General features: G+C 32.8%; 24 protein-coding genes and 1 pseudogene. 17 read left to right on the forward strand and 8 right to left on the reverse strand.

Going from position 1 to position 21,275, the window contains the following annotated elements; genetic code table 11:
• The first annotated feature begins 289 nt into the window (after positions 1-289).
• Entirely contained in the window at positions 290-1,015 is a 726-nt protein-coding gene (gene nagB, locus RR409_RS12690; protein WP_332558135.1) for a glucosamine-6-phosphate deaminase, read from the forward strand.
• A gap of 665 nt (positions 1,016-1,680) precedes the next feature.
• Here the strand turns inward: nagB and RR409_RS12695 are convergent.
• Positions 1,681-3,114 carry an MFS transporter gene (locus RR409_RS12695; RefSeq protein WP_332558136.1) on the reverse strand — a complete coding sequence of 478 codons (1,434 nt, stop codon included), beginning with the start codon at positions 3,112-3,114 and terminating at the stop codon, positions 1,681-1,683.
• Between the two features lie 122 nt (positions 3,115-3,236).
• A complete protein-coding gene (locus tag RR409_RS12700) occupies positions 3,237-4,421 on the reverse strand; it encodes a M20 family metallopeptidase (RefSeq protein WP_332558137.1) in 1,185 nt (394 codons plus the stop codon).
• Between the two features lie 265 nt (positions 4,422-4,686).
• Here RR409_RS12700 and RR409_RS12705 point away from each other — a divergent pair, with 265 nt between their 5' ends.
• Positions 4,687-6,021, forward strand: a complete 1,335-nt coding sequence (locus RR409_RS12705; protein ID WP_332558138.1) for a hypothetical protein — start codon at positions 4,687-4,689, stop codon at positions 6,019-6,021.
• 683 nt (positions 6,022-6,704) lie between these two features.
• A complete protein-coding gene (locus RR409_RS12710; RefSeq protein ID WP_332558139.1) occupies positions 6,705-6,905 on the forward strand; it encodes a hypothetical protein in 201 nt (66 codons plus the stop codon).
• 143 nt (positions 6,906-7,048) lie between these two features.
• Here the strand turns inward: RR409_RS12710 and RR409_RS12715 are convergent, their stop codons facing one another.
• Positions 7,049-7,414 (reverse strand): NifB/NifX family molybdenum-iron cluster-binding protein, encoded by a 366-nt coding sequence (locus RR409_RS12715; protein WP_332558140.1) that lies wholly within the window; start codon positions 7,412-7,414, stop codon positions 7,049-7,051.
• A gap of 126 nt (positions 7,415-7,540) precedes the next feature.
• Here RR409_RS12715 and RR409_RS12720 point away from each other — a divergent pair, with 126 nt between their 5' ends.
• The 3 genes from RR409_RS12720 to RR409_RS12730 all read left to right on the forward strand — a co-directional run bounded on the left by RR409_RS12720 (position 7,541) and on the right by RR409_RS12730 (position 8,738).
• Positions 7,541-7,894, forward strand: coding sequence for a DUF134 domain-containing protein (locus RR409_RS12720; protein WP_332558141.1), 354 nt, complete (start codon positions 7,541-7,543; stop codon positions 7,892-7,894).
• Positions 7,895-8,277: 383 nt separating this feature from the next.
• Positions 8,278-8,424 (forward strand): hypothetical protein, encoded by a 147-nt coding sequence (locus tag RR409_RS12725; RefSeq protein ID WP_332558142.1) that lies wholly within the window; start codon positions 8,278-8,280, stop codon positions 8,422-8,424.
• Positions 8,425-8,435: 11 nt separating this feature from the next.
• A complete protein-coding gene (locus tag RR409_RS12730) occupies positions 8,436-8,738 on the forward strand; it encodes a GNAT family N-acetyltransferase (RefSeq protein WP_332558143.1) in 303 nt (100 codons plus the stop codon).
• Positions 8,739-8,912: 174 nt separating this feature from the next.
• Here the strand turns inward: RR409_RS12730 and RR409_RS12735 are convergent, their stop codons facing one another.
• Positions 8,913-10,466: a hypothetical protein gene (locus RR409_RS12735; RefSeq protein WP_332558144.1), complete on the reverse strand. Its 1,554-nt coding sequence runs from the start codon at positions 10,464-10,466 to the stop codon at positions 8,913-8,915.
• A 393-nt stretch (positions 10,467-10,859) separates the two neighbouring features.
• Here RR409_RS12735 and RR409_RS12740 point away from each other — a divergent pair.
• From RR409_RS12740 to RR409_RS12750, 3 genes and pseudogenes are all read left to right on the forward strand, one after another.
• Positions 10,860-10,973 (forward strand): annotated as a pseudogene (locus RR409_RS12740) (IS1595 family transposase); the annotation flags it as partial.
• A 276-nt stretch (positions 10,974-11,249) separates the two neighbouring features.
• Positions 11,250-12,218: a DUF2087 domain-containing protein gene (locus tag RR409_RS12745; protein ID WP_332558145.1), complete on the forward strand. Its 969-nt coding sequence runs from the start codon at positions 11,250-11,252 to the stop codon at positions 12,216-12,218.
• Positions 12,219-12,243: 25 nt separating this feature from the next.
• Positions 12,244-12,795, forward strand: a complete 552-nt coding sequence (locus tag RR409_RS12750; RefSeq protein ID WP_332558146.1) for a DinB family protein — start codon at positions 12,244-12,246, stop codon at positions 12,793-12,795.
• Between the two features lie 176 nt (positions 12,796-12,971).
• Here RR409_RS12750 and RR409_RS12755 read toward each other — a convergent pair whose 3' ends face one another.
• Positions 12,972-13,520 carry a dihydrofolate reductase family protein gene (locus tag RR409_RS12755; protein ID WP_332558147.1) on the reverse strand — a complete coding sequence of 183 codons (549 nt, stop codon included), beginning with the start codon at positions 13,518-13,520 and terminating at the stop codon, positions 12,972-12,974.
• Positions 13,521-13,616: 96 nt separating this feature from the next.
• On the opposite strand from RR409_RS12755, the gene RR409_RS12760 reads away from it, so the two are divergent.
• On the forward strand, positions 13,617-13,892 hold the full coding sequence (locus RR409_RS12760; RefSeq protein ID WP_332558148.1) for a hypothetical protein: 276 nt from the start codon (positions 13,617-13,619) through the stop codon (positions 13,890-13,892).
• Positions 13,893-14,746: 854 nt separating this feature from the next.
• Here the strand turns inward: RR409_RS12760 and RR409_RS12765 are convergent.
• Together RR409_RS12765 and RR409_RS12770 are read right to left on the reverse strand one after the other, a co-directional pair.
• Complete coding sequence (locus RR409_RS12765; RefSeq protein ID WP_332558149.1) at positions 14,747-15,142, reverse strand: hotdog domain-containing protein; 396 nt, start codon at positions 15,140-15,142, stop codon at positions 14,747-14,749.
• A 337-nt stretch (positions 15,143-15,479) separates the two neighbouring features.
• A complete protein-coding gene (locus RR409_RS12770) occupies positions 15,480-15,719 on the reverse strand; it encodes a MerR family transcriptional regulator (protein ID WP_332558150.1) in 240 nt (79 codons plus the stop codon).
• A gap of 163 nt (positions 15,720-15,882) precedes the next feature.
• On the opposite strand from RR409_RS12770, the gene RR409_RS12775 reads away from it, so the two are divergent.
• The 7 genes from RR409_RS12775 to RR409_RS12805 all read left to right on the forward strand — a co-directional run bounded on the left by RR409_RS12775 (position 15,883) and on the right by RR409_RS12805 (position 20,099).
• A complete protein-coding gene (locus RR409_RS12775; RefSeq protein ID WP_332558151.1) occupies positions 15,883-17,049 on the forward strand; it encodes an iron-containing alcohol dehydrogenase in 1,167 nt (388 codons plus the stop codon).
• Between the two features lie 318 nt (positions 17,050-17,367).
• Positions 17,368-17,679, forward strand: a complete 312-nt coding sequence (locus RR409_RS12780) for a hypothetical protein (RefSeq protein ID WP_332558152.1) — start codon at positions 17,368-17,370, stop codon at positions 17,677-17,679.
• A gap of 50 nt (positions 17,680-17,729) precedes the next feature.
• Positions 17,730-18,482 (forward strand): MBL fold metallo-hydrolase, encoded by a 753-nt coding sequence (locus RR409_RS12785; RefSeq protein WP_332558171.1) that lies wholly within the window; start codon positions 17,730-17,732, stop codon positions 18,480-18,482.
• A gap of 129 nt (positions 18,483-18,611) precedes the next feature.
• A complete protein-coding gene (locus RR409_RS12790; protein ID WP_332558153.1) occupies positions 18,612-18,806 on the forward strand; it encodes a hypothetical protein in 195 nt (64 codons plus the stop codon).
• Between the two features lie 26 nt (positions 18,807-18,832).
• Entirely contained in the window at positions 18,833-19,552 is a 720-nt protein-coding gene (locus tag RR409_RS12795; RefSeq protein WP_332558154.1) for a hypothetical protein, read from the forward strand.
• An 86-nt stretch (positions 19,553-19,638) separates the two neighbouring features.
• A complete protein-coding gene (locus RR409_RS12800; RefSeq protein ID WP_332558155.1) occupies positions 19,639-19,914 on the forward strand; it encodes a flavodoxin domain-containing protein in 276 nt (91 codons plus the stop codon).
• Positions 19,911-20,099, forward strand: coding sequence for a hypothetical protein (locus tag RR409_RS12805; protein ID WP_332558156.1), 189 nt, complete (start codon positions 19,911-19,913; stop codon positions 20,097-20,099). Before RR409_RS12800 ends, RR409_RS12805 begins: the two co-directional genes overlap by 4 nt.
• A gap of 179 nt (positions 20,100-20,278) precedes the next feature.
• Here RR409_RS12805 and RR409_RS12810 read toward each other — a convergent pair whose 3' ends face one another.
• Entirely contained in the window at positions 20,279-20,791 is a 513-nt protein-coding gene (locus RR409_RS12810; protein WP_332558157.1) for a nitroreductase family protein, read from the reverse strand.
• Between the last annotated feature and the right edge of the window lie 484 nt (positions 20,792-21,275).

The following is a 21,275-nucleotide window of genomic DNA, read 5'->3' on the forward strand; positions in this document are numbered from 1 at the left end:
CATATGAGTTTCGAAATATAGACTTACCTATGGGAAATTCAATTTAATTCAAGGAACTTATGGAATATGGGGACTTAGATACAAAGAGAGCTTTAGGTAGAGGGTTTAAATACAGGCTTAAGCAGAAACTGGTGGTATAAATGAAAGCAATAATTAATGGAAATATTATTACAGAACATTGAATCCTAGAAGGCAAAACATTATTATATGAAGAGAAAATAATAGACATTATAGATGATGAAAACTTAAATGAAGATTATACAAGAATATTATAGGAGAGATACATGGTATGAGAGTTATCATTGCTAAAGATTATGAGGAATTAAGCCAAAAGGCTTCAAGTATTCTGGCAAGCCAACTTATTCTAAAGCCAGAAAGTGTTTTAGGATTAGCTACTGGTTCCACGCCTATAGGAACCTATGAAGAACTTATAAGGCTATGTAACCAAGGGATTATAAGTTTTTCAAGTGCTACTACTTTTAATTTAGATGAATACTATGGTTTAGATAGCAACAATCCTGACAGCTATAGCTATTTCATGAGAGATAAGTTATTTAATCATGTAGATATTAATAAAAGCAAGATTCATATACCAAATGGCTTAGCTAAAAACATACAAAAAGAGTGCGAATCCTATGAAGGAAAAATTATTGAGCAAGGTGGAATTGATATTCAACTTCTTGGTATTGGAAGAAATGGACATATTGGGTTTAACGAGCCTGATATTAAATTTGAGGCTACAACCCATGGTGTAAACTTAGATACAGATACTATTTATGCAAACTCTAGATTCTTTAAAAATATTAAAGATGTTCCTAAGAAAGCCATAAGCATGGGAATAAAAACAATAATGAACTCAAAAACCATATTGTTATTAGCTTGCGGTGATGAAAAAGCACAAATAGTTTATGATACAATATATGGCAAAATAACTCCAGAACTTCCAGCTTCAGTACTTCAACTTCATCCCCATGTCATAGTAATTGTTGATAAACAGGCAGCTAAATATTTGTAAAAATCACCCCTGGGGTGATTAACAACTATGCATAGAAAGATGAATTGAAAAAAATTATAAAGATTATAAAAGGAGTAGGGATGTAAAAAATTCTGCTCCTTTTAAGTTTTAGTAATTAGTAATTATCACTGGGTGATTAATAGTAATTTATAAAAATAGTAACAAATAAAATAAAGGATTTACTAAAATCATAAAACAATAATAGTACCTTGGATAAGGAAAAAATTGAGGAATTAAGGGATATCCTTTTATGGGTGTAAAGTTAAGATTCTTTACCCCAGATGTAGTTAACAATATTGTGGAGATAGAAAAGGAAGGAAGGGCAACTGGAGATTTAGGTGAGAATTGATATTCTAAGAAGGTACTAAAAAATAGTAGAATAAAGTGGAAAATATATGTAGTTTCTGTAGGTAAAAATAAAATGGAAATAAAAGAGTATATAAAAAAATAACTACAAGAAGATATAACTGGTGATCAAATAATTATAAAAGAATTTATTAACACCTTTAAGGGTGTGTCAGAAAATAAAAACAAACAAAACAGCCCCTTTAGGGGCCGCTTGATAAAACTATGCAGTTGGTGAACCTTTCCACATGCCTTAAGACACGGGGAGTAACAAGCCCGTATTATTTATACCACACTGCAATCTGTGAAAATTAACTATATTATACACTAGTATTTAAGCTATTATCTTTAATTTTATTCTGCATATGCTTACGTACTACAAATAGCACAACTAATAATCCAGCTATGGTTATAACAGTAGTAGTAAGGAATATGGAATTCACAGCTGTATTGATTGATGAAGCATTTGCGTCAAAAATAATACCAGAAATAGCAGCAGAAAATAAACTTGCCAGTGAGTTAACAAATGTCACCAGTGAGGTGCCGATACCTAAATCCCTAGAAGCCAAGGTTGTCTGAGCAGTAGGAGTCACCGAAACAGCACGGAAGCTTTCTGATATACCAGTAAGAGTGATTGCTACTATATATAATAGAATTGAAGTTGACTTGGTGGTGAAGCTAAGTGGTGCAAAGCAGAGTATAATGGCAATCATTGCAATAGCCATAGCCTTCCAAGAATTATCTTTTTGCTTACCAACCCAAATCCCTGCAATTGTAGGAAATATCATAACAATAATTGTACGTGGCAATTGCAGTGCGCCAGATGCTGTGGTAGAAGCATTAAGAACCTTCTGTACTGCAAGTGGTGCATAGACATTCATTGTACTTTGGTAAAAGTATGCAATAAATCCAACTAGTAAAAGTGCGCAGTAGTGCTTATTTGTAAATAAGTGCATTGGAATAATTGGTTCCGCTGCTCTTTTTTCAATTTTAACTAGAACAACCACGGAAAGAAAAGTAATTACAAATCCAGCTAAAATATAAGGATTACCCCAGCCAATTTTACCGCCATAGTTCATAGAAAGAAGGAAAGCACTAAGAACAATTGTCAAAGTGATTATACCAGGTTTATCGATATTAACTTTATCCTGCCTTACCTTATTTGGCATATTAAATCCAATTAGTGCTACTCCAATTATTAGTGGTATAATTGGAAACATAATTGCTAAATTAAGGTATCCCAAATCAGTCAAGGCACCAGCTATAATACTGCCTACGAAACCTCCCACCGCGATGGAACTGGATAATATGCCCATACCCTTTGGTACATCCTTAGGTTCATTAATTTCACGAACGATAATAAAAGGAGCTGCGGTAAATGCTCCTTGTGCAGCACCTAAAAGTAAGCGAAGCACCATAAAAGGAATAACTGTCTTAACTATTCCTAACCCCACACCACATATTGTTGCAATAACACCAGCAATTACTACAATATTTCTACGTCCAAAGAGATCTCCAAGTTTTCCTCCAATAGGTGTCATAATTGAAAGTCCAAGAGATGCAAAAATAGTCAATAGAGAGAAGTAGTTCATTGCATTCATTTTCGTGAGGATGGGACCCTGAAGGACACTGAGGCTAAGTCCTATCATAGCAACAGAGAGCATCATGCACACGCAGCCGATTTGAACTGCTAACTTTTTTTTCCTGGATAATGATATTGCTACAGAAGAGATATTTGATTGTTCATTTGCCATTATTAAAACTCCTTTCAAATTAAGGGTAGTGACTCCTGAAAGATTTCAGGAGCCCCGTAATAACTAAAGAAAGAACTTGTTTTTTTTTATTCATTGTTTTTATATCATTTATGCCATAAATATTAACAATCCTTATGCTCCTTAAGCCACTGTGTTGAACAATGTGCCAATGCTGCTGCGCCAAATGGAAGAACATCTTCATTGAATCTTACTTTTGGATTGTGAGCTTGATAAGAATTCTCTTCATTTGGGAACCCTGCTGAAAGGAACATATAGGCTCCAGGAACAAGGCTTAAAATTTCTGCAAAGTCATCGGAAGCACTTGCTTTTATTTTTGGATATCCCATTAAACCATTTACAGGCAGCTCTTTCATATATTTTATAACTTCATTAGTGAACTCTGGATTGCAAATCAGTGGCGATACTTCAGAGAGCATTTCTACAGTTGCACTTCCTCTGTAGGTTTCTGCTATTAATTTAGCAACTTCCTGCATCCTTCTTACAAGAAATTCCCTGGTTTTTAAAGAGGCGGTTCGAATAGTTCCTTGAATAACTGCTGTTTCAGGAATAATGTTTGGAGCAGTACCAGAAATAAAGGTTCCTACAGTTAAAACACATGATTCAGCTGGGTCTACTTCTCTTGCAATTAATTCTTGTAAGGCAAGGTAGATATGGATTCCAATATTAATGGGGTCAATGGAATTATGGGGATATGCACCGTGAGACCCCATGCCTTTGATGGTGATTTTAAATCCATCATTGGAAGACATCATAGTATCCTCATTGTTGTACATATAAACACCTACAGGTATTTTTCCAGCAGAAACATGATAGGCAAGTGCAACATCAACCTTTGGATTTTCCAAAATACCTGCTTGAATCATTGCTTTAGCCCCTTGAAAGGTTTCTTCACCAGGTTGGAACATTAGCTTAACAGTACCTTCTAATTGGTCTTCATTTTCTTTGAGCATCTTTGCAGCTCCGAGGAGCATTGCAGCATGAAAGTCATGTCCACAGGCATGAGCATGTCCACTAGTTGATGCAAAGGGAAGGCCACTTTCTTCTACTATAGGAAGTCCGTCCATATCCGCACGGAGTAAAATTACCCCACCATTTCCCTTTCCTACAGACACTGTAACACCTGATTCACATATCTCTTTTGGCTCATAACCCATAGCCCTTAGTTTTCCCATGACAAATTTTACTGTGGTTGGTAGCTTCATTCCCAATTCAGCATTTTCATGAAGATAGCGTCTGTTTGCAATCATTTCATCTTGCAAACTATTTGCTCTTTCTAAATAATTCACCCTATGGTCCCTCCAATTTGTTTAATAGTTTTTAAAATTATATGGTATATTCTTTAATAGTTCAAAAGGTACCCTCGCGAGGTATTATGGTATATTTATGGAATAGTCCATAAATATACCTTAAGAGAATTTGTATAGCCTGTCAATAAATACTTTTGAAAAATTTAGAAAATTGCCTACAATTAAGTGCAAATGTATTTATGGAACACATTTGTTGATTTATGGAATAGTATCATATAGAATATGTAATAGGAGTGTGAAGAATATGACCACAAAAATAGCTATTATTACAACTAAGTTTTTGCATCATTTTATTGAAGAAATGTTGGGTAAAATGCAACTGGAATGTGATTTCCAGATACTTGAATATACTGGTTTTAATAATATTTCTGAAATATATACATCTCTTGAAGATGAAGTGGACGGGTTTATGGTCAGCGCTAATGTTGCACAATTTGCCATTGAAAAGTCTGTTAAAAGTCCTAAAAAACCAATAGTGTGGTTTGGATCAGATTTAGTAGGGCTATATCAGCTTTTGTTGGAGCTTTTTATAAAGAACAGAAATTTGGACATTAACCGTGTTATTATGGACTTTCTCATACCAATTCGAGAAAACACAACTTGTGCTGAAATGGTGGGAAAAGAGAACTTGACTTTCATTGAGAATGACATGAAAAAATGGCTTAAAAATTCTACTATTCAAGATTTACATTCTCTTGAAAAAGACACTACAAAAAAAATAATTACTTTATGGCACCAGGGCAAAATAGATCTTTCTATATGCTTCTATAGCAGCATTATGCCGATTCTTCAGGAAAATGGGGTTCCTTGTATATTTGCTTATCCAACCCTAGAACATATTAAGGAATGCATAAATACTTTGTTGTCTACTATTAAAATTAATCAAATGAGAGAAAATCTACCTGTGGTGATTTCAGTGAGTAAACAGGGGAATAAAAATACAGATGATTCAGATATAGATACAGTATCTCTGCAAAAATGCCTACTAGATTTTAATAAAGAAAATATGACTGATTTTTTAATTCAGAAAAGTAATGACGGCTTTGATGTCTATACCAGCCTTCGGATTACAAACCACATTACTCACTTCCTTGAAGATTGTCAGCTTAGACGTTACCTTGAAGAGCACCTTACTTTTAAAGTGTGTATAGGTTATGGTATAGGGAATAATATTATTGAAGCGAAAAACAATGCATCTGATGCCAAAAAAGAAGCTATTTTAACTGATAACAGCTTTATAATGGATGAGAAGCATAATTTGATTGGCCCACTGAATACAGAACACTTTTTAGTGATAACAAGCGAAATTACTCCAGAAATTCATAAAATTGCAGAACAGTCAAAGTTATCATCTCTTACAATTCAAAAATTAGCTTCTATTATAAAAATCATGGGGACTAGTCAGTTGACCACACAGGATTTGGCCGCAAGACTTAGTGTTACTGTGAGAAATGCTAATCGAATACTAAGTAATTTAGAAAAAAGTGGATTTGCAAGTATACTATATAACAAATCTAGCAACTCCAAGGGTCGACCGATTAAGGTTTATGAAATTGACTTTCCATTCAAGATAGAGTAGTTAGTAATATATTATAAATATTAGTTTTAGAAATTAATGTTAATAACAAATATGGTAGAGATGTGGTAAATTTTCCACAAAATCAAGTTACTTGAATTTTAAAAGATGGCTACGATTTACTCTATACACAGAGCAAAAAATATATAATTTAAGATATTGAGGTCTACTTAAGAAATAGGGGTTATAAGTTTTGATTTTGTATCATGGAATCAATGTAGAAGTTGAATGTACCATATTAATAAAAGCTAATAGAACTCTAGATATCGGTATTGGATTTTTTACCAATATCTTTTCATAGTTTACATGCTATAAACGTACCTAAATTTAATTGTAGCGATGTGATCTAAGATGTATTTATCTAATTTTACACAAGAAAATGTACATCTTATTATACCTAATAACGCAGCAAAGGTTAAAGAAATAACCTCAAAAAATAAGGGAATATCATGTTTTGTTTTGAGTTTTAAACCTGTATCCATTAGCATGATAAGACCTTAAATAGGAAATGATAACTTATTAGACTACTAAAAGGAGTATTAATGAATAACACAAGTAATAAAAAAATATATAGCATGCTGAATATTTGAAATATTGTAATCTTGTATTGTATAATATAATAAATGAGACATCGTAGGATATTGTGTTATAATGGTAAACATGTTTGAATATGGGGAGGAATTAATATGGCAATTTTAACTTTTCTCATTGTTGGCTGGATTCTAAGCTGGTTTAAATTTGAACGTCTGATTATCCAAGCATTCAAGGAACTGTTTAGTAAAGACTTAACAAAAGCAACATACTATTTTATGTTTTTTTGTATAGGGGTTTTAGGTGAAATAGTTTTACTCTTTCAAGGTGCTTACTATGAATATTTCTTACGTTGATAAAATAACCATGGCTCTTTGAAGAGATATAAATAGGAATATAAATAATTAATAAAACTAGAATAAAGGGAAGTCATATCAATAATATGACTTCCCTTTATAACTATATATTTAATAACAATTTTTAAAATACTAAATAGTAATTATTCGTGGTGACATCCATGTTCATGAGCGTGGCAAGAATCACCTGAATCCACAAGTGAACCGTTAAGCAATTTAGAAGCTACAGTTTTAACCTCTCCAGAACAGCCACGTAATACTTGTATTCCTGCATTGTTAAGTACTCTTACAGCACCTTCACCCATGTTTCCTGCAAGCATAACTTTAACGCCCATTTCAGATAAGATTGATGCTATGTTTGATTTGCAGCCACAGCCAGCCGGTGAGTTAACTATATCTGAAGAAAGTATTTCTTTAGTGTTAGTATCCACAGTGAAAACAGTGAAATATTCACAATGTCCAAAGTGATCATCAATTTGATTGTTACGTGATGGTAATGCAATTTTCATAATACAACCTCCAAAATAACATAATAATTAGTATGAAGCATATTAATTATTGACATATGCTCTTTATATATTATAATAGGCTTATGATGAACATATGTCAATAACCTTTATATGGGAGGATAAAATATGCCAAGACCAAGAAAGTGTAGGAAAGTATGTTGTTTACCCAAAAGTAATTTATTTGGGCCAATAAATAAAGTTAACATAGAACATGAAACCATTATAATGACAGTTGATGAATATGAAACTATTAGGCTTATGGATCTAGAAGGAATGATGCAGGAAGAGTGTGCTAAGAAAATGGATGTGGCAAGAACTACAGTTCAAAGAATATATAACGAAGCACGTCTAAAGCTTGCAAAAGCATTAGTAAATGGAGCACTACTAAAAATTGAAGGGGGAGATTTTCAACTCTGTGAGGATGTAGAGATAGGGTGTAAATGTAAGTCCTGTCATAAGAAAAAATGTTGTGAAGAGTAATAAGATATTATTAAAAGGGATATTAGCAAGCTCAGAAGGTGTAAGAAAAAATAATATAAATGCAGTTGACATTTCTAGAATTAACTCTATGAAAACTAGAAATATAGACTTCACTTATGTTACATAACAATTAGAAAAAAGTGATTTAAGCCCCAGCACAATAAGGAGCTGTATAACACTTTCTAGAAAATTCACTGATTATATAAACTCCAAATAATCCTATTTATAAAAATAATACAACTATCCAAAAGCTCAACCAGTACAAAATTGCACCGGTTTACTATCTTATCTTATTAAAATAATCAACTACCTCAGGAGATACTTTCAAATAGAAATAAACTATCTTATAATTACTATAAGAAAGTAAAAACGGAGGATTAAAAATGGATAATTTAATAGTGGAAAAGCTAAGTAATAAGGATGAAGTTCCTTACGAATTACTTTTGCTAGCTGATCCATCAAGGGATATTGTTGATGAATATTTACAAAGGGGACAATGCTTTGTAAATATATTAATAACAAGGTTGTAGGGGCGTATGTAATGATAAAAACAAGACCCTTAACTTTAGAACTTGTAAATATTGCTGTTAGTGAAGAATTTCAGGGAAGAGGCATAGGAAAAACCTTAGTGCTCAGTGCTATTGAAATAGCCAAACAAGAAAATGCGAAGGTTTTAGAAGTTGGAACAGGAAATTCTAGCATAGCTCAGTTAGCTCTTTATCAAAAATGTGGCTTTCGCATAGTTTCAATTGATAGAGACTTTTTTATAAAACATTATAATCATAAAATACAAGAAAATGGCATTCAATGTATTGATATGATTAGATTAAGCATGGATTTATAAGTTATTGGAAAAGTAGAATAATTACATGAAAACGCACAGGTTATAAGTAGATAAACCTGTGTATGTTTATCAGTAATATTGTAGCATGGCCAAATAAGGAAAAACAGCACTAGTACTTAGTGCTGTTTTCTATGACAAACTATTATTTACTCATTATTAATTGCTTTATTATGCTCAAAGTCTTTTCTTTTTTATAAAAAGCATTGCATGGTCCCAGATGATATCAAAAATGTATGGACCAACCATAGCTATTTTATCCAAATAAACCCTAAACACTATACGAGCATCCTTATTATTATCAACTCCGTAGGCTTTTCCAAGTGGGTTCCCTGTACCGTAAGGGATAATAACAACATTGTCCTCATCAGCCTTTCTTGCCATTTTATAAACATAATAGTATCCAGCATTTTTATAACCTTCAGGGAAATATTCCACTGCACTATCCGGAAATTGAACTGTACTGAAGGCTCCAGCAACTCCATTAAACAGCTCCGCCCCGTAAAAACTTGCATTGGAATAAATTGCTTTTCCGGTTCCTTCGTGATTTATGCCATATACTATTACAAAATCATCATCACTTGTTAACTTAAAATCTTCCGTTTTAAAATACACAGCATCTCTATCATCTCCATAAATATTAATATCCCGCAATATAGCATTGTAATTATCAGGAATCCCCACGGTTAAATCCAGATCCACATGATCGTACTCTGTACTTCCATATTTATCAATAATCTCATTTCGGAGATGATCAAAATCACGTCTAGAGTTAGGTACAATCTGATACTCAGTAATGCCTGTTTCTCTTATTTTAAGGGTTGGTACCGGCCATGGGGTTAGATTAGTGAGAGGGATTTTAGGTGTAATGCGAAATACTTTCATAAATTTATCAATATTATTAATATATTGGGTACCTATATCTTGCTGTGCCCATAATGCAAATCTCATCATAAATATGAAGGTATCCTTTCCTTCTTCCAGTCCCATGTTAGTAAGTTCAATAGGGATATTATCATCATTCATAATGTCCTGGCTATACCCGGCAAAACCCAGAGCCTTGCGGATTTGTTTGTTTATGTTCCTGTCAGCAGTGCTAATGATGATTGTTGAGCTGTTAAAAGGTTTTCCAGTAGCTCCTTTGGGAGTTTTACCAGTCCAGATATTGTAATTATTTAATTGGTCACCTAGACTAGCAAAGATTTGGTGGTAAAATCCAGTATAATCATTGCCAGCCGCAACATATTCGCTGTAGTCTTTTTCAGGTTTATTTTCAATGAATCCGATATAACTTCGAAAGCAATAATATAAGGCAGGTGGAGGTGTCCTTCCAATTAAAACAATAGCCTCGTCAGGTCGTAGCTTAGAGGTAAATCCCGGTGCCAGATAATCTATATTGGGTGGATAGTTATTTGGATTATTAGGATTATATCCAATTGGTGTACTCTGTCCTTCTGAGGGGGCCTGGTTGGGGGCTGGCGGAAGTAAGCACACCGCATAAGGGGCACCAACGTTGTTACCTAAACAATTGTCGACTTTGCCTTCACTGCACAGCTTTAGTATATCTATATAGCTTAATTTTCCTTCCTGAACAATAAAGCCTCTTGTTATCAATGTTGAAATAAAATCTATTATATTTCTATCCTCATCATTTGCATAATTAGTTAATTGTCTCAAAAGGTCCGAGTTATACATTGGAGTGTTAAAGTAGAGAGGATATGTCTTATACATATTGTTCTTTCCTTTCCAATACTTTATATCATCTTATGTGAAGCAGTTAAACGGTGTGTATTTTAATTCTCAAAAATGCTATGTCTTATTGGTATAACGTTAAATTAGAAAATCTGTATGTTCTGTGGAAGCCCTCGATTATAGGAGTACATCTTTACGCAAAATCTGAATTAATGCGTATTTATAACCTTATACTGCCATGGCACAGGAAGAGTGATTTGTGGACATTGCAGCAGCATTTTTGGTAGAAAGGCTTTAACCTCAACATTATATGTTTCTAAAAAGATGTGAGTAGTGACTTCCCACATCTTTATTTCTTGAAGCTCAACATTGGATATTTTTAAATATGAAGATGGGACATATATAGGAACAACATAGCTGCTACCTATAAACGAATAAGTATGTATTGCTACTGAAATTGAAACGCAGGACAATTTAATTATGGAATTACTATGTAAAGACAGAAAGAGACTTCAAGAATTAGAAAGGCTCTCTGATGGACTTATAGGAGGATAATTGGAAGTATTTTTTAGATGATATAGAAGGAAAATCTTAAATTTCAGATTTTCTTCTTTTTTTATTGTAACTTTGCGTACTTCAGATAAGCCATAACAAGGATTTTGGATAATTGATTTTTAGGTTTAGAGTAAAAAATTACAAGTAATGCAAACTATATAAGAGGGCGTGAATAGGCACGCTTTTGTTCCCTAAAGGAAGAAATAATTGACATAGTTTAAGAAAATATGATATTATGTCTATGAAATTAATAGACAGGAGAGAGAAATGGAAGAATTAATTCGAAATGCAGCTATTGATGATTTTAAAAGAGGGTATATATGGGATAGTAAAAAACCAGGATTTTTATGTTTAATTTGTGGGAACTCCTTTAGCGAAAAGGAAGAGGATATAAGAAGTCATGTGTCAGAGCATGGAACACCTATTGAAAGACTTCTATTGCTAGATAAGAAATATACTGGGCTTACTGAAATTCAAAAAGAATTTTTAGACATGGTGTCAAAACAATATAATGATAAAGAAATTGCAGTAAAATTAGGCTGTGCAGAGTCTACTGTACGAAATATGAGATTTGCATTAAGGGAAAGAGCAAGGCAAGCTAGAGCTTTTTTAGCTGTTATTGAGCTAGCAGAAGAAAAGATGCCCAGTGTAAGCAATCAAAAACTTAGAGTGTTCCCAGTTAGAGAAGGAAAAAGAAAGGAATTACTACCAAGGTTTGCCGATTTATTTGAACCTAATAGGGATTATACTGAAGCAGAGGTTAAGAAAATTATAAAAACTATTTATGATGATGATTCAACAATCAGAAGATATTTGATAGATTATGGATACTTAAACAGAAGTGCTGATGGAAGCAGATATTATAAGAAGTGTGAGGTTGATATTGTGGACATTATAAACAGAAAAGAACTTATTAATGAATATAAACAGCAGGAAATTGAGATGGGAATAATTCAAATTTATAACAAGGAAAATGGATATTCCTATATGGATATTTGTACAAATTTATATAAACCCTTTGAATCCATTAAGTTTAAATTAAGCTTAGGCAAATTTAAGGTTAAAAAATTACAGGAGGATTGGGCTAAGAAGGGAGAAAATTCATTTGAGTTTAGAGTGGTTGAAAAGCTCAAACCAAAGGAAGGAGCAACGGAGAAAGAAAAGATAGAAGAATTGAAAGAACTTTTAAATCTTTTCATCGAGAGCCAGGGAGAGAATCTTAAACTGTATAAATAAATTTATATAGGAGTATGTGATAGCAATGAAGGTTAAAGAGTTTAAAAATTCAACAGATGGTATTCGTAATATGTTAAATTTCCAGTTTGATATTTCATGGCAATTGTTAGAGATGCATCTTACTGGGCTTGAAGACGAGGAAGGTCACTGGAGGCCTGATTCAAAGGGACTTCAGGTTGTTAACAAATCTGGAATCTGGAAGTCAGATTGGCCGGATACTGAGAGCTATGATATTGGGCCAGCCAATATAGCCTGGATCACTTGGCATATTATCTTCTGGTGGTCCATGGCTTTAGATTTCTCTTTTGGAGAGGGAACACTTATCCGTGAAGATATTCAATGGCCTGGTTCCATGGCAGCTGTAAGGGAAAGATGCATAGAGCTAAGAGATCAATGGAAAACTTGTGTGGCGAAGTTACCTGATGAGGAATTTATCTCTTCCAAGCGAAGTAAATGGCCATTTCAGGATAGACCATTTTATGATATTGCTTCGTGGTTAAATCTTGAACTTATGAAGAATGCTTCTGAAATTGGCTACTGCAGATTTTTATATGCAACTAAGAAACATGTGGATTAATAAGGATAAATTTAGTTTTTGTTTTGTTTTCTAGCAAATTTCTTTAGTATAAAAAGGTATAAAAAATCACCTTAATCTGGGTGGATTTTTTATACCTTTAGCATTTTTATATACAATAAACTGCAAGTATCAACTTAATGCTATTAAGCTAAATACTATTTATATATAGCATGGTATCAAAGCTGAACAACCCCTGAAGAAAAGCTTTTGGTATTCACAAGCTTTAAGTTTTGTCTCTTATGTATGTCTATAAATAATGGTTTCCCTGATCCTAAGATAACAGGATGAATGGATAATCTGTATTCATCAACAAGTCCCAAGTTTACAAAGTTTGTAATAAGACTTGCGCCACCATAAAGCCAAATGTCTTTACCAGGCTGATTCTTTAATTTATTTTTTTCTTCAACAATATTATCATTTATGAAGGTTACTTTACTTTCATTGGGCCTTTGAGTTTTAGAAAACACATACTTTCCTTTACTGTGAACTAATTCCCAAATTTCTTTTTCAGCATTGGATGCCTCACTTCCAGGTAAATATTCTCCCCATAAATCATAGCTTTTTCGCCCATATAAAATAGTATCAATATTATGAAGAAAATTAGTAAAATCCATTTCTGAATCCATAATGCACCAATCAACTTCCCCGTGAATACCTTCAATATAACCATCCAAAGTCACTGCCAAATCTAGCACTATTTTTCTTTTTTCACTATTTTTAATCATAACGTTTCTCCTTTAACCATATTTGGATATAGATTATACGATTTTTCATTGAGGTAAGTCAAGGATTTTTAGCAATTAATATGAAAAGTTGCACAAATGGGAGCAATGATCATTGTTATGCCACAAATGTTCTTTTCAGGTACAATAATTCCAATAGCTCACTCCACAGGCATTATTGAGATTCTGGCAAAGCTTATGACCCTCACATACTTAGACGACTTAGCATGGGGTGTTTTTTACACGGGACATTCAGTTTACGAACTATTTGTTTTGCATCATCCAATTTTTAATATAACAGTTATTACAGCATTCTTTTTAGTATTCTCCATCATGGGCACCATAATGTTTACAAAGTCTGAACAAAACAGGTAATAGTGTAATTGCGACAAGATATATGTCTAAAGAAACATCGCCCCCTAGCTTTAAGGGGGGTTATGCTAAAGTATTCACAAAGAAACAAATAGAACTTAAAAGAATATGTCTTTGCACCATATACCTTTACTATGGAGATAATAATAAGATTCCAATAATTCCACAGTAAAATATAACTAATAGCTTGGACACTGTAGTTTTAACCGAAAAGAATGAAAGAAATTTCAAGTTTCTTCACCAAATTCACTTTACAGCATGAATTATTGAACAGGTTCATTGGCTTTTTTATAAGGCTACCACTGAAATTATATTGATGCACACTATTAAAATCTTGAATAAAATCAATCTATTTTACTATTTTAAAGCTATTTTGTGAAATAAAAGACTTGTTATTTTTTGTTTTTTTAGATAAAACTTTTGGGTTAATTTTTAAGCTCACGGAAGGATTCCTCGGCATATTATATCATTATAAAAACTTAATAATATAAAGATTATTACAAAAGCTGGGAGAGGTGAAGAGTATGAGTATTTTGAGATATATATTCAGCAAAAAGTATCGAGTAGCTTATTCAAAAGATTTAGCTAAGAAGTTACAAGAAAGTGGAGAAAATCGTAGAAGAATAAGTGGTAACAATAATTAAATGATAGATGGGTGTAAATATAAAATTGATATTGATATATAAAAAGCTAATGAGCATAACTGTAAAAATAAAGATAAATAAATAAAAATCACCTAGGAGAAATTTTTCCTTAGGTGATTTTTTAAATCACAAATAAAGCAAGAACTGTCTGAAATAATATGACAGTTCTTATTTTGGTATTGACTTAGGGTTAACCTTTCCTTGTAAAGATAATTATACTTGGCTTTCTTTGCTTAAAAAGTCATCTATGTTTATGATATGCTGCTCAATTATTCCAAAGCCTATCTTTGTTTTTTCGTTAAAGGCCTCAACATTAAAGCTGGCCTTTCTTCCTTCAAGGGATTCTAAGGTTGATTTCACAGTAACCTTCATATGAACAGGAGTTGAGCTAATATGATCAATGTTTATTTTAGTTCCAACTGGTCTGAAGTTTTCAGGGACTTTTTCAAATATAATCCTTGCACAGGTAGTTTCCATAAACTTAATCATGCTAGGGGTAGATAATACATGTACTCCTATATTTCCTATATGTGCAGCAGTATTTTCAGGATCAACAGTATATTCAGCGGTTAAAGTTTCTCCAACCCTAAACATTTCATTAAAATCCATGTTAAATCATCCTTTCATTAGTTATTAAATGGTTAATTCATATCTATGTATAATCATATCATAAATTATTATTGAAGTTAAATCATCTTAGGTGTCTTACTTCCTATACTATATTGAAAAACTATATTTGTGAAATAAAAGACTTGTTATTTTTTGTTCTTTTAGATAAAACTTTAGGTTTAAGTTTTAAGCTCATACAAGGGTTCCTCAACATTTATAAATAATTAATACTATAAAGTTTAAACAAAAGCTGGGAGATGTGAAGAGTATGAGTATTTTGAGATATTTATTCAGCAAAAAGTATAGAGTAGCTTATTCAAAAGATTTAGCTAAGAAGTTACAAAAAAGTGGAGCTGCCCTGTAAGCACAGATTTATATAATCCTTAACTGCCTGTATGGACATACCAGATCCTCTAAGATGCTTTATACCAATTAACCAATTTTTGTACTCTTCATAAAAAAATCTATTTCCGTTCTTATCACGTTTTAAAGAAGGTCCCAATCCCATATCTGTATAATACCTTACCGTATGTTCTGCCATATCAAGGAGTTTTGCAATTTCTTTTACTATATACATTTTTACCTCATTTCTATGAGCTAAGATAAAAAAAATTTTTAAATATACTTGACTTAGAGTTAACTCCAGGGAGTATTATTACTTTTGATGGTGGCAAGATAAAAAAACACTAAAGCTTTGTATAAAACTTTTATTTTTTTCAAATTAGAGAGGAGATAACAAAATGAATAATTTTATTTACAACATTCCTGTTAAAGTATATTTTGGGGAAAATCAGCTTGGAAATCTTGGAGGGGAACTAAAAAAGTATGGTAACCGCGTACTTCTCACCTATGGTGGAGGTTCAATTAAGAAAATCGGGTTATATGACAAAATTGTAACTGAGATAAAAAATGCAGGACTTGAACTCTTCGAGCTTTCAGGGATTGAACCAAATCCTCGTATTACATCTGTTAATGAAGGCGCAGAAATCTGCAAGAAAGAGAAAATCGATGTGCTGCTAGCTGTAGGCGGAGGTTCTACCATAGACGCTACAAAGTTTATTGGAGCTGGAGCCTTCTATGATGGGGATGCATGGGATATTGTTACTAGAAAAGTTCCTATTACAAATTGTCTGCCTATGGTTACTGTGCTGACATTATCTGCCACTGGTTCAGAAATGGATGCAGGTGGTGTTATTAGCAATCCTGAAACAAAAGATAAAATAGGTAATGGTCATCCATTGCTGCTTCCAAAAGCATCTTTTCTTGACCCCACCAATACTTACACAGTAAATAGCTATCAAACTGCATGTGGTGCAGTAGATATTATGTCTCATATTATAGAAGTGTATTTTAACATGAATCAGGATTTGTACATGTTAGACTCTGCGGCGGAAGGTTTCATGAAAACTGTGATTAAATATGCACCTATTGCAATGAAAGAACCAGAAAACTATGAAGCTCGCGCAAACCTTATGTGGACGTCTTCTTGGGCAATTAATGGTTTTATTAATGGGGGTAAGAGACAGGCATGGAGCTGCCATCCAATGGAGCATGAGATTTCTGCGTACTATGATATTACCCATGGTTTGGGGCTTGCTATTTTGACACCACGCTGGATGGAATATACGTTGGATGAAACAACAGTATCAAAATTCTACCAGTTTGGTTGCAATGTATTCGGTATTGATAAGGATATGGAACCAATGGCTGTTGCACAGAAGAGCATTGAGATGCTATCAGACTTCTTCTTCAATACACTAGGTTTAAAGAGCACTTTCACAGAAATAGGCATTGACAATAAAGATTTCAGCATAATGGCTAAAAAAGCTTGCGGCGGCGGAGTTCTGCCTGGGTTCAAACCTTTGAATCAGCAGGATATTGAAAATATCTTTAAAATGTGTCTATAACAATTTGGGTTATCAAAATATGGCACTTGCATTAGGAGTAGGTGCCATGTTTTTAAGTAAAAGCTTCTGGTTTTTAAGTATAGGGAACCAGAGTAAAAACTTAACTTACACAAGAGCCTACCCTGTTTCCCTTAAGTCTTTTAAGAATGAATAAATTTAAAATTCATCATGAAATCATTTATCATCTTACTTATGAAATATAACTGAGCTCATTATTGAAAAGATAGTAGTAAAGTTATATGATAATGTAAAAGCTGAGAAAACACTAATTCTTTATTTATAGAGTGGCTAAGATTTGGTATGAGTATGGGAGGAAGCATGAAAAAGATGCTTTTATATTTATTAATTTTTTTACTTGTATTATGTGTGGTTGTTGCCTTGTTCTTAAATTTAAATCCAACCTTTGGGGGAAACACAACTAAAGCACAAAAGGAAGCCTTTAGCCAGTTTGACAATTATATTGACGGAAAGTTTGTTAATACAGTGCCTACAAACTTATTTATGGGTTCATCAAATTCTTCTGAAGAGTCTACGGACTCTAAAGAAGCCTCTAAAGAGGGTAGTCCTACTGCTGAAATTCCAGTTGAACCGATGATTGGAATGAAATTAATAGTGAGAAAGATAGTTTAACTTGGCTCGGGCACTCTACATTTTTAATTAGCATTGATAATAAAAAAATACTGTTAGACCCAATGCTTGGACCTATAGCTTCACCAGTTTCCTTTATAGGAGTGAAAAGATATAGTTATAACCAAGATATGATGAATATTATTGATCACATGCCAAATATAGATGCAGTTTTTATTTCTCATGATCATTATGATCACTTGGATTATGAGTCTATCCTTAAGTTAAAAAGCAAAGTATCACATTTCTTTGTTCCACTTGGAGTGGGTACTCATTTGTCTTCCTGGGGTGTTCCTGAAGATATGATTACAGAACTCAACTGGTGGGAGGAAAAAACCTATGAGGGGTTAACCCTTGCACTAACACCATCAAGGCATTTTTCTGGAAGGGGACTTTATAATCGAAATACTACTCTATTGGGTGGCTTGGCGCTTATTGGAAAAAACACACGTTTATATTACAGCGGAGATGGTGGTTATGGCCCTCATTTTAAGGAAATAGGAGATAAATATGGGTCTTTTGATATAACCTTAATTGAAGGGGCTCAATATGATAAACGTTGGGCGAACTCTCATATGATGCCGGAACAATCTGTTGAAGCAAACTTAGACGTAAAAGGTAAGAATATGATATTAATGCACTGGGGAGCATTTACACTAGCAAGACATGGTTGGACAGAACCTATAGAACGAGGATTAAAAGCCACTGGAAAAGCTAGTGTTAATCTAATAGTCCCTAAAATTGGTGAAACCCTTATTTTAGGTTCAGATTTTGAAGCTACACCTTCTCCATGGTGGAATTTTTAAAACTCACTAAAATCAATTTTTGAATTGAATAAAAATATATAATATATAGTTTAACAAACTCCTATGGTAAAATGTACCTATAGGGGTTTGTTTTTTATGCAATAATTTTATTATAGGAGTGTGTTTACTATGAAGAAAATAATTCCCTGTTTGATATTTATAGCGATTGGTGCAGGTTGCTTCTACTTTGCATTTCAGGAAGATACAACTTCATCACTAGGGATACCACTTACAATAATAGGGGCTATAACCTTTTGTTTTGGCATTTATAAAAGTTGGCGCAATGGAATTCTTCAGTATGTGATAGATTTATTTTCATTTTAACAACATAAAATTAAAAGGGGATAAATATGAAAAAGACTAGAAAGACACTTATGTTGGTGATGATATTGTTTGCATTAGTAGTATCAATACTACCTACCACAGCCTTGGCAAACTCTGCGGAGCCACCATCGCTGGTTATATTGGTTAATTATCCCCCAGAGGATCTAACTATTGAATGTATTTCTAATGATGATAAGAAAAGGTCTAGTGCAGCTCGAGTTGCATGGGAAGGACAGTACAAATTTTACTTGGAAAAAAGTTATTATAAGTTCAAAGTTACAACCGGTGGAGAGAGTTTTGAATGTAACCTTGATGTACCTTTGAAAAAATATAACAATGTGGTTACCTTAGACTTAAAAAGTAAGAAGTTTACTCTAGGGAAATATCCGTTTCGTTCTGTGATATTAGTGTCACTCAGGGTACTACTTACCCTTCTTATTGAGGGAATAATTTTTTGGCTTTTCAAATTTAGACAAAAAAGAAGCTGGCTTGTATTTTTTGCAATGAATCTTGTTACCCAAGGGCTATTAAATATTGCATTGAATAATGCAGATGCATTAACCGCAGGATATTCTTTTATTTTTACTTTAATTATTGGGGAAATTTTTGTATTCGCAGCAGAATTCATTGGATTTTCAATTTTCATTAAGGAGCATAAAAAGAGCTATACTTTAAATTATGTTTCTACTGCAAATTTTATAAGTTTATTTCTTGGAGGTTATATTATCTCAGTTTTACCAGTTTAGAATTCATAACTTAAAGATAAGTATAAAATCAGTATTGAAAATCTCATAAATATCTAATATTAAGAAACAGAAAAGGGGAAAGGGATATGGGAAATACAGTAGTTGTTTACAAATCATTATATGGAAGCACAAAAACTTATGCAGAAAACATTGCAAAGGAAATTGGAGCCACCTTATTAGAGGCTTCAAAGGTAAAGAATGAGGTTTTAAAACCCTATGACACTATGATTTTTGGTGGAGGACTCTATGGGGGAACTGGTGCAGGGATAGAGACAATCACAAAGAATGTTGATGGTTTAAAGGATAAAAATCTCATCGTTTTTACAGTGGGCCTAAATTCTTTCACTTTATGGGGAAAATGAATCTTAAAGAGCTGAGTTTTAAACATAAAATTATGATAAAAATGTTTAAGAAGATGTTATCAAAGAGAAAGCCTGAAGATTTGCCTGAGATTGGGAAAACACTTTTGGATGACTCAAAGGAAGTCTTCGATTTTCGTGACATAAAAACTGTAGCACCCTTGATAGCTTATGTAGAAAGCTTATAAGCGTAAAAAATCCCTATAGATTTATTAAAAGTCTAATCTATAGGGATTTATATATGTCTATCTTTTTTATAAGGTAAGTGATAAGTGAAAACATATAATTTTCATTTATAGTAAGATTCAGTTAGAACATCTTTGACAACCTAACACTAATAAAAAATATATAATTTTCATTTGTTTTTCTATATATATTTATCGTAGCAAACAATTTCTACCAAATCTTTTCTCGATCTTGCAAAAGGTTTTTCAGCTGGGTATCCAAGAGGAGTCATTGCCACTATTCTAACATATTCAGGTATTTCAAGGATTTCTTTCACTTGGTCCTCAAAAAAACCTCCAAGCCAGCAAGTACCAAGTCCAAGTTCTTGAGCTTCTAAAATCATATAAGACATAGCAATAGATAAGTCAACAGTGTAGGCAGGCTGACCACATGGCATTATAAAAGATGACTCAGTGGCGCAGGCAACTATTATTACTGGTGCATCAACAACAAACTTTCGCCCTTTTACTGCAGGTAAAAGCCTTTGTTTTATTTCCTCATTCTTAACAACAATGAACTTCCACTCCTGTCTATTTTTTGCTGTGGGAGAAATTCTTGCTGCCTCTAAAACTTTATTTAGTTTTTCCTCCTCTATGGGTGTGTTTAAATAGGATCTAATACTTCTTCTCTTTCTTAAAGCTGTTAATACATCCATTTTGCCCTCCATAACCTTAATAAAATATATCTATATTGAAATATATTCTTAAAGATCATACATGTTTCCTAAGTATTAATTTTTATTCTTTAAATAGTGAATAAGTACATTTTGTTCAAGGACTTTGGAAGAAGAAGTTTATATAAATGAGATAAAAATTAATCTGTAACCAATTTATAGATAATTTTTCAGTGCGTTCAAATATTTTTTTAAAGTGAGTTTTATTTTTTATCTGTGTACATCACAGGATGAAGTTATTCCTGAAATGCTCACCAAATGTTGGACACATTAAAATGCCGATATTTGAAGGTGTCCCTTTTTATGATTAAACTTGTTATAACAAAGAAAAAAACTAAAAGATATAAGCAACTAATAGCATACTTGTAATATATTATGCCTTCAAACTTAAATAAAAAAAATAATAATTTCCATATTCATTCTTCATTCTTAGAAACTCAATTAGAGGCTGTGAAAAAAGCATTTG

It is taken from the genome of Clostridium sp., from assembly GCF_036642255.1.
Lineage (GTDB): Bacteria > Bacillota > Clostridia > Clostridiales > Clostridiaceae > Clostridium_J.

What these genes read in the sequence shown, in the direction of transcription:
- RR409_RS12725 (WP_332558142.1), top strand. Translation starts at nt 8,278, where the DNA reads ATGGATAATTTAATAGTGGAAAAGCTAAGTAATAAGGATGAAGTTCCT.
- RR409_RS12775 (WP_332558151.1), top strand. Translation starts at nt 15,883, where the DNA reads ATGAATAATTTTATTTACAACATTCCTGTTAAAGTATATTTTGGGGAA.
- RR409_RS12755 (WP_332558147.1), bottom strand. Translation starts at nt 13,520, where the DNA reads ATGATTAAAAATAGTGAAAAAAGAAAAATAGTGCTAGATTTGGCAGTG.
- RR409_RS12695 (WP_332558136.1), bottom strand. Translation starts at nt 3,114, where the DNA reads ATGGCAAATGAACAATCAAATATCTCTTCTGTAGCAATATCATTATCC.
- RR409_RS12750 (WP_332558146.1), top strand. Translation starts at nt 12,244, where the DNA reads ATGAAGGTTAAAGAGTTTAAAAATTCAACAGATGGTATTCGTAATATG.
- RR409_RS12720 (WP_332558141.1), top strand. Translation starts at nt 7,541, where the DNA reads ATGCCAAGACCAAGAAAGTGTAGGAAAGTATGTTGTTTACCCAAAAGT.
- RR409_RS12710 (WP_332558139.1), top strand. Translation starts at nt 6,705, where the DNA reads ATGGCAATTTTAACTTTTCTCATTGTTGGCTGGATTCTAAGCTGGTTT.
- RR409_RS12705 (WP_332558138.1), top strand. Translation starts at nt 4,687, where the DNA reads ATGACCACAAAAATAGCTATTATTACAACTAAGTTTTTGCATCATTTT.
- RR409_RS12715 (WP_332558140.1), bottom strand. Translation starts at nt 7,414, where the DNA reads ATGAAAATTGCATTACCATCACGTAACAATCAAATTGATGATCACTTT.
- RR409_RS12795 (WP_332558154.1), top strand. Translation starts at nt 18,833, where the DNA reads ATGAAAAAGACTAGAAAGACACTTATGTTGGTGATGATATTGTTTGCA.
- RR409_RS12765 (WP_332558149.1), bottom strand. Translation starts at nt 15,142, where the DNA reads ATGGATTTTAATGAAATGTTTAGGGTTGGAGAAACTTTAACCGCTGAA.
- RR409_RS12745 (WP_332558145.1), top strand. Translation starts at nt 11,250, where the DNA reads ATGGAAGAATTAATTCGAAATGCAGCTATTGATGATTTTAAAAGAGGG.
- RR409_RS12735 (WP_332558144.1), bottom strand. Translation starts at nt 10,466, where the DNA reads ATGTATAAGACATATCCTCTCTACTTTAACACTCCAATGTATAACTCG.
- RR409_RS12770 (WP_332558150.1), bottom strand. Translation starts at nt 15,719, where the DNA reads ATGTATATAGTAAAAGAAATTGCAAAACTCCTTGATATGGCAGAACAT.
- nagB (WP_332558135.1), top strand. Translation starts at nt 290, where the DNA reads ATGAGAGTTATCATTGCTAAAGATTATGAGGAATTAAGCCAAAAGGCT.
- RR409_RS12760 (WP_332558148.1), top strand. Translation starts at nt 13,617, where the DNA reads ATGGGAGCAATGATCATTGTTATGCCACAAATGTTCTTTTCAGGTACA.
- RR409_RS12730 (WP_332558143.1), top strand. Translation starts at nt 8,436, where the DNA reads ATGATAAAAACAAGACCCTTAACTTTAGAACTTGTAAATATTGCTGTT.
- RR409_RS12805 (WP_332558156.1), top strand. Translation starts at nt 19,911, where the DNA reads ATGAATCTTAAAGAGCTGAGTTTTAAACATAAAATTATGATAAAAATG.
- RR409_RS12790 (WP_332558153.1), top strand. Translation starts at nt 18,612, where the DNA reads ATGAAGAAAATAATTCCCTGTTTGATATTTATAGCGATTGGTGCAGGT.
- RR409_RS12810 (WP_332558157.1), bottom strand. Translation starts at nt 20,791, where the DNA reads ATGGATGTATTAACAGCTTTAAGAAAGAGAAGAAGTATTAGATCCTAT.
- RR409_RS12800 (WP_332558155.1), top strand. Translation starts at nt 19,639, where the DNA reads ATGGGAAATACAGTAGTTGTTTACAAATCATTATATGGAAGCACAAAA.
- RR409_RS12780 (WP_332558152.1), top strand. Translation starts at nt 17,368, where the DNA reads ATGAAAAAGATGCTTTTATATTTATTAATTTTTTTACTTGTATTATGT.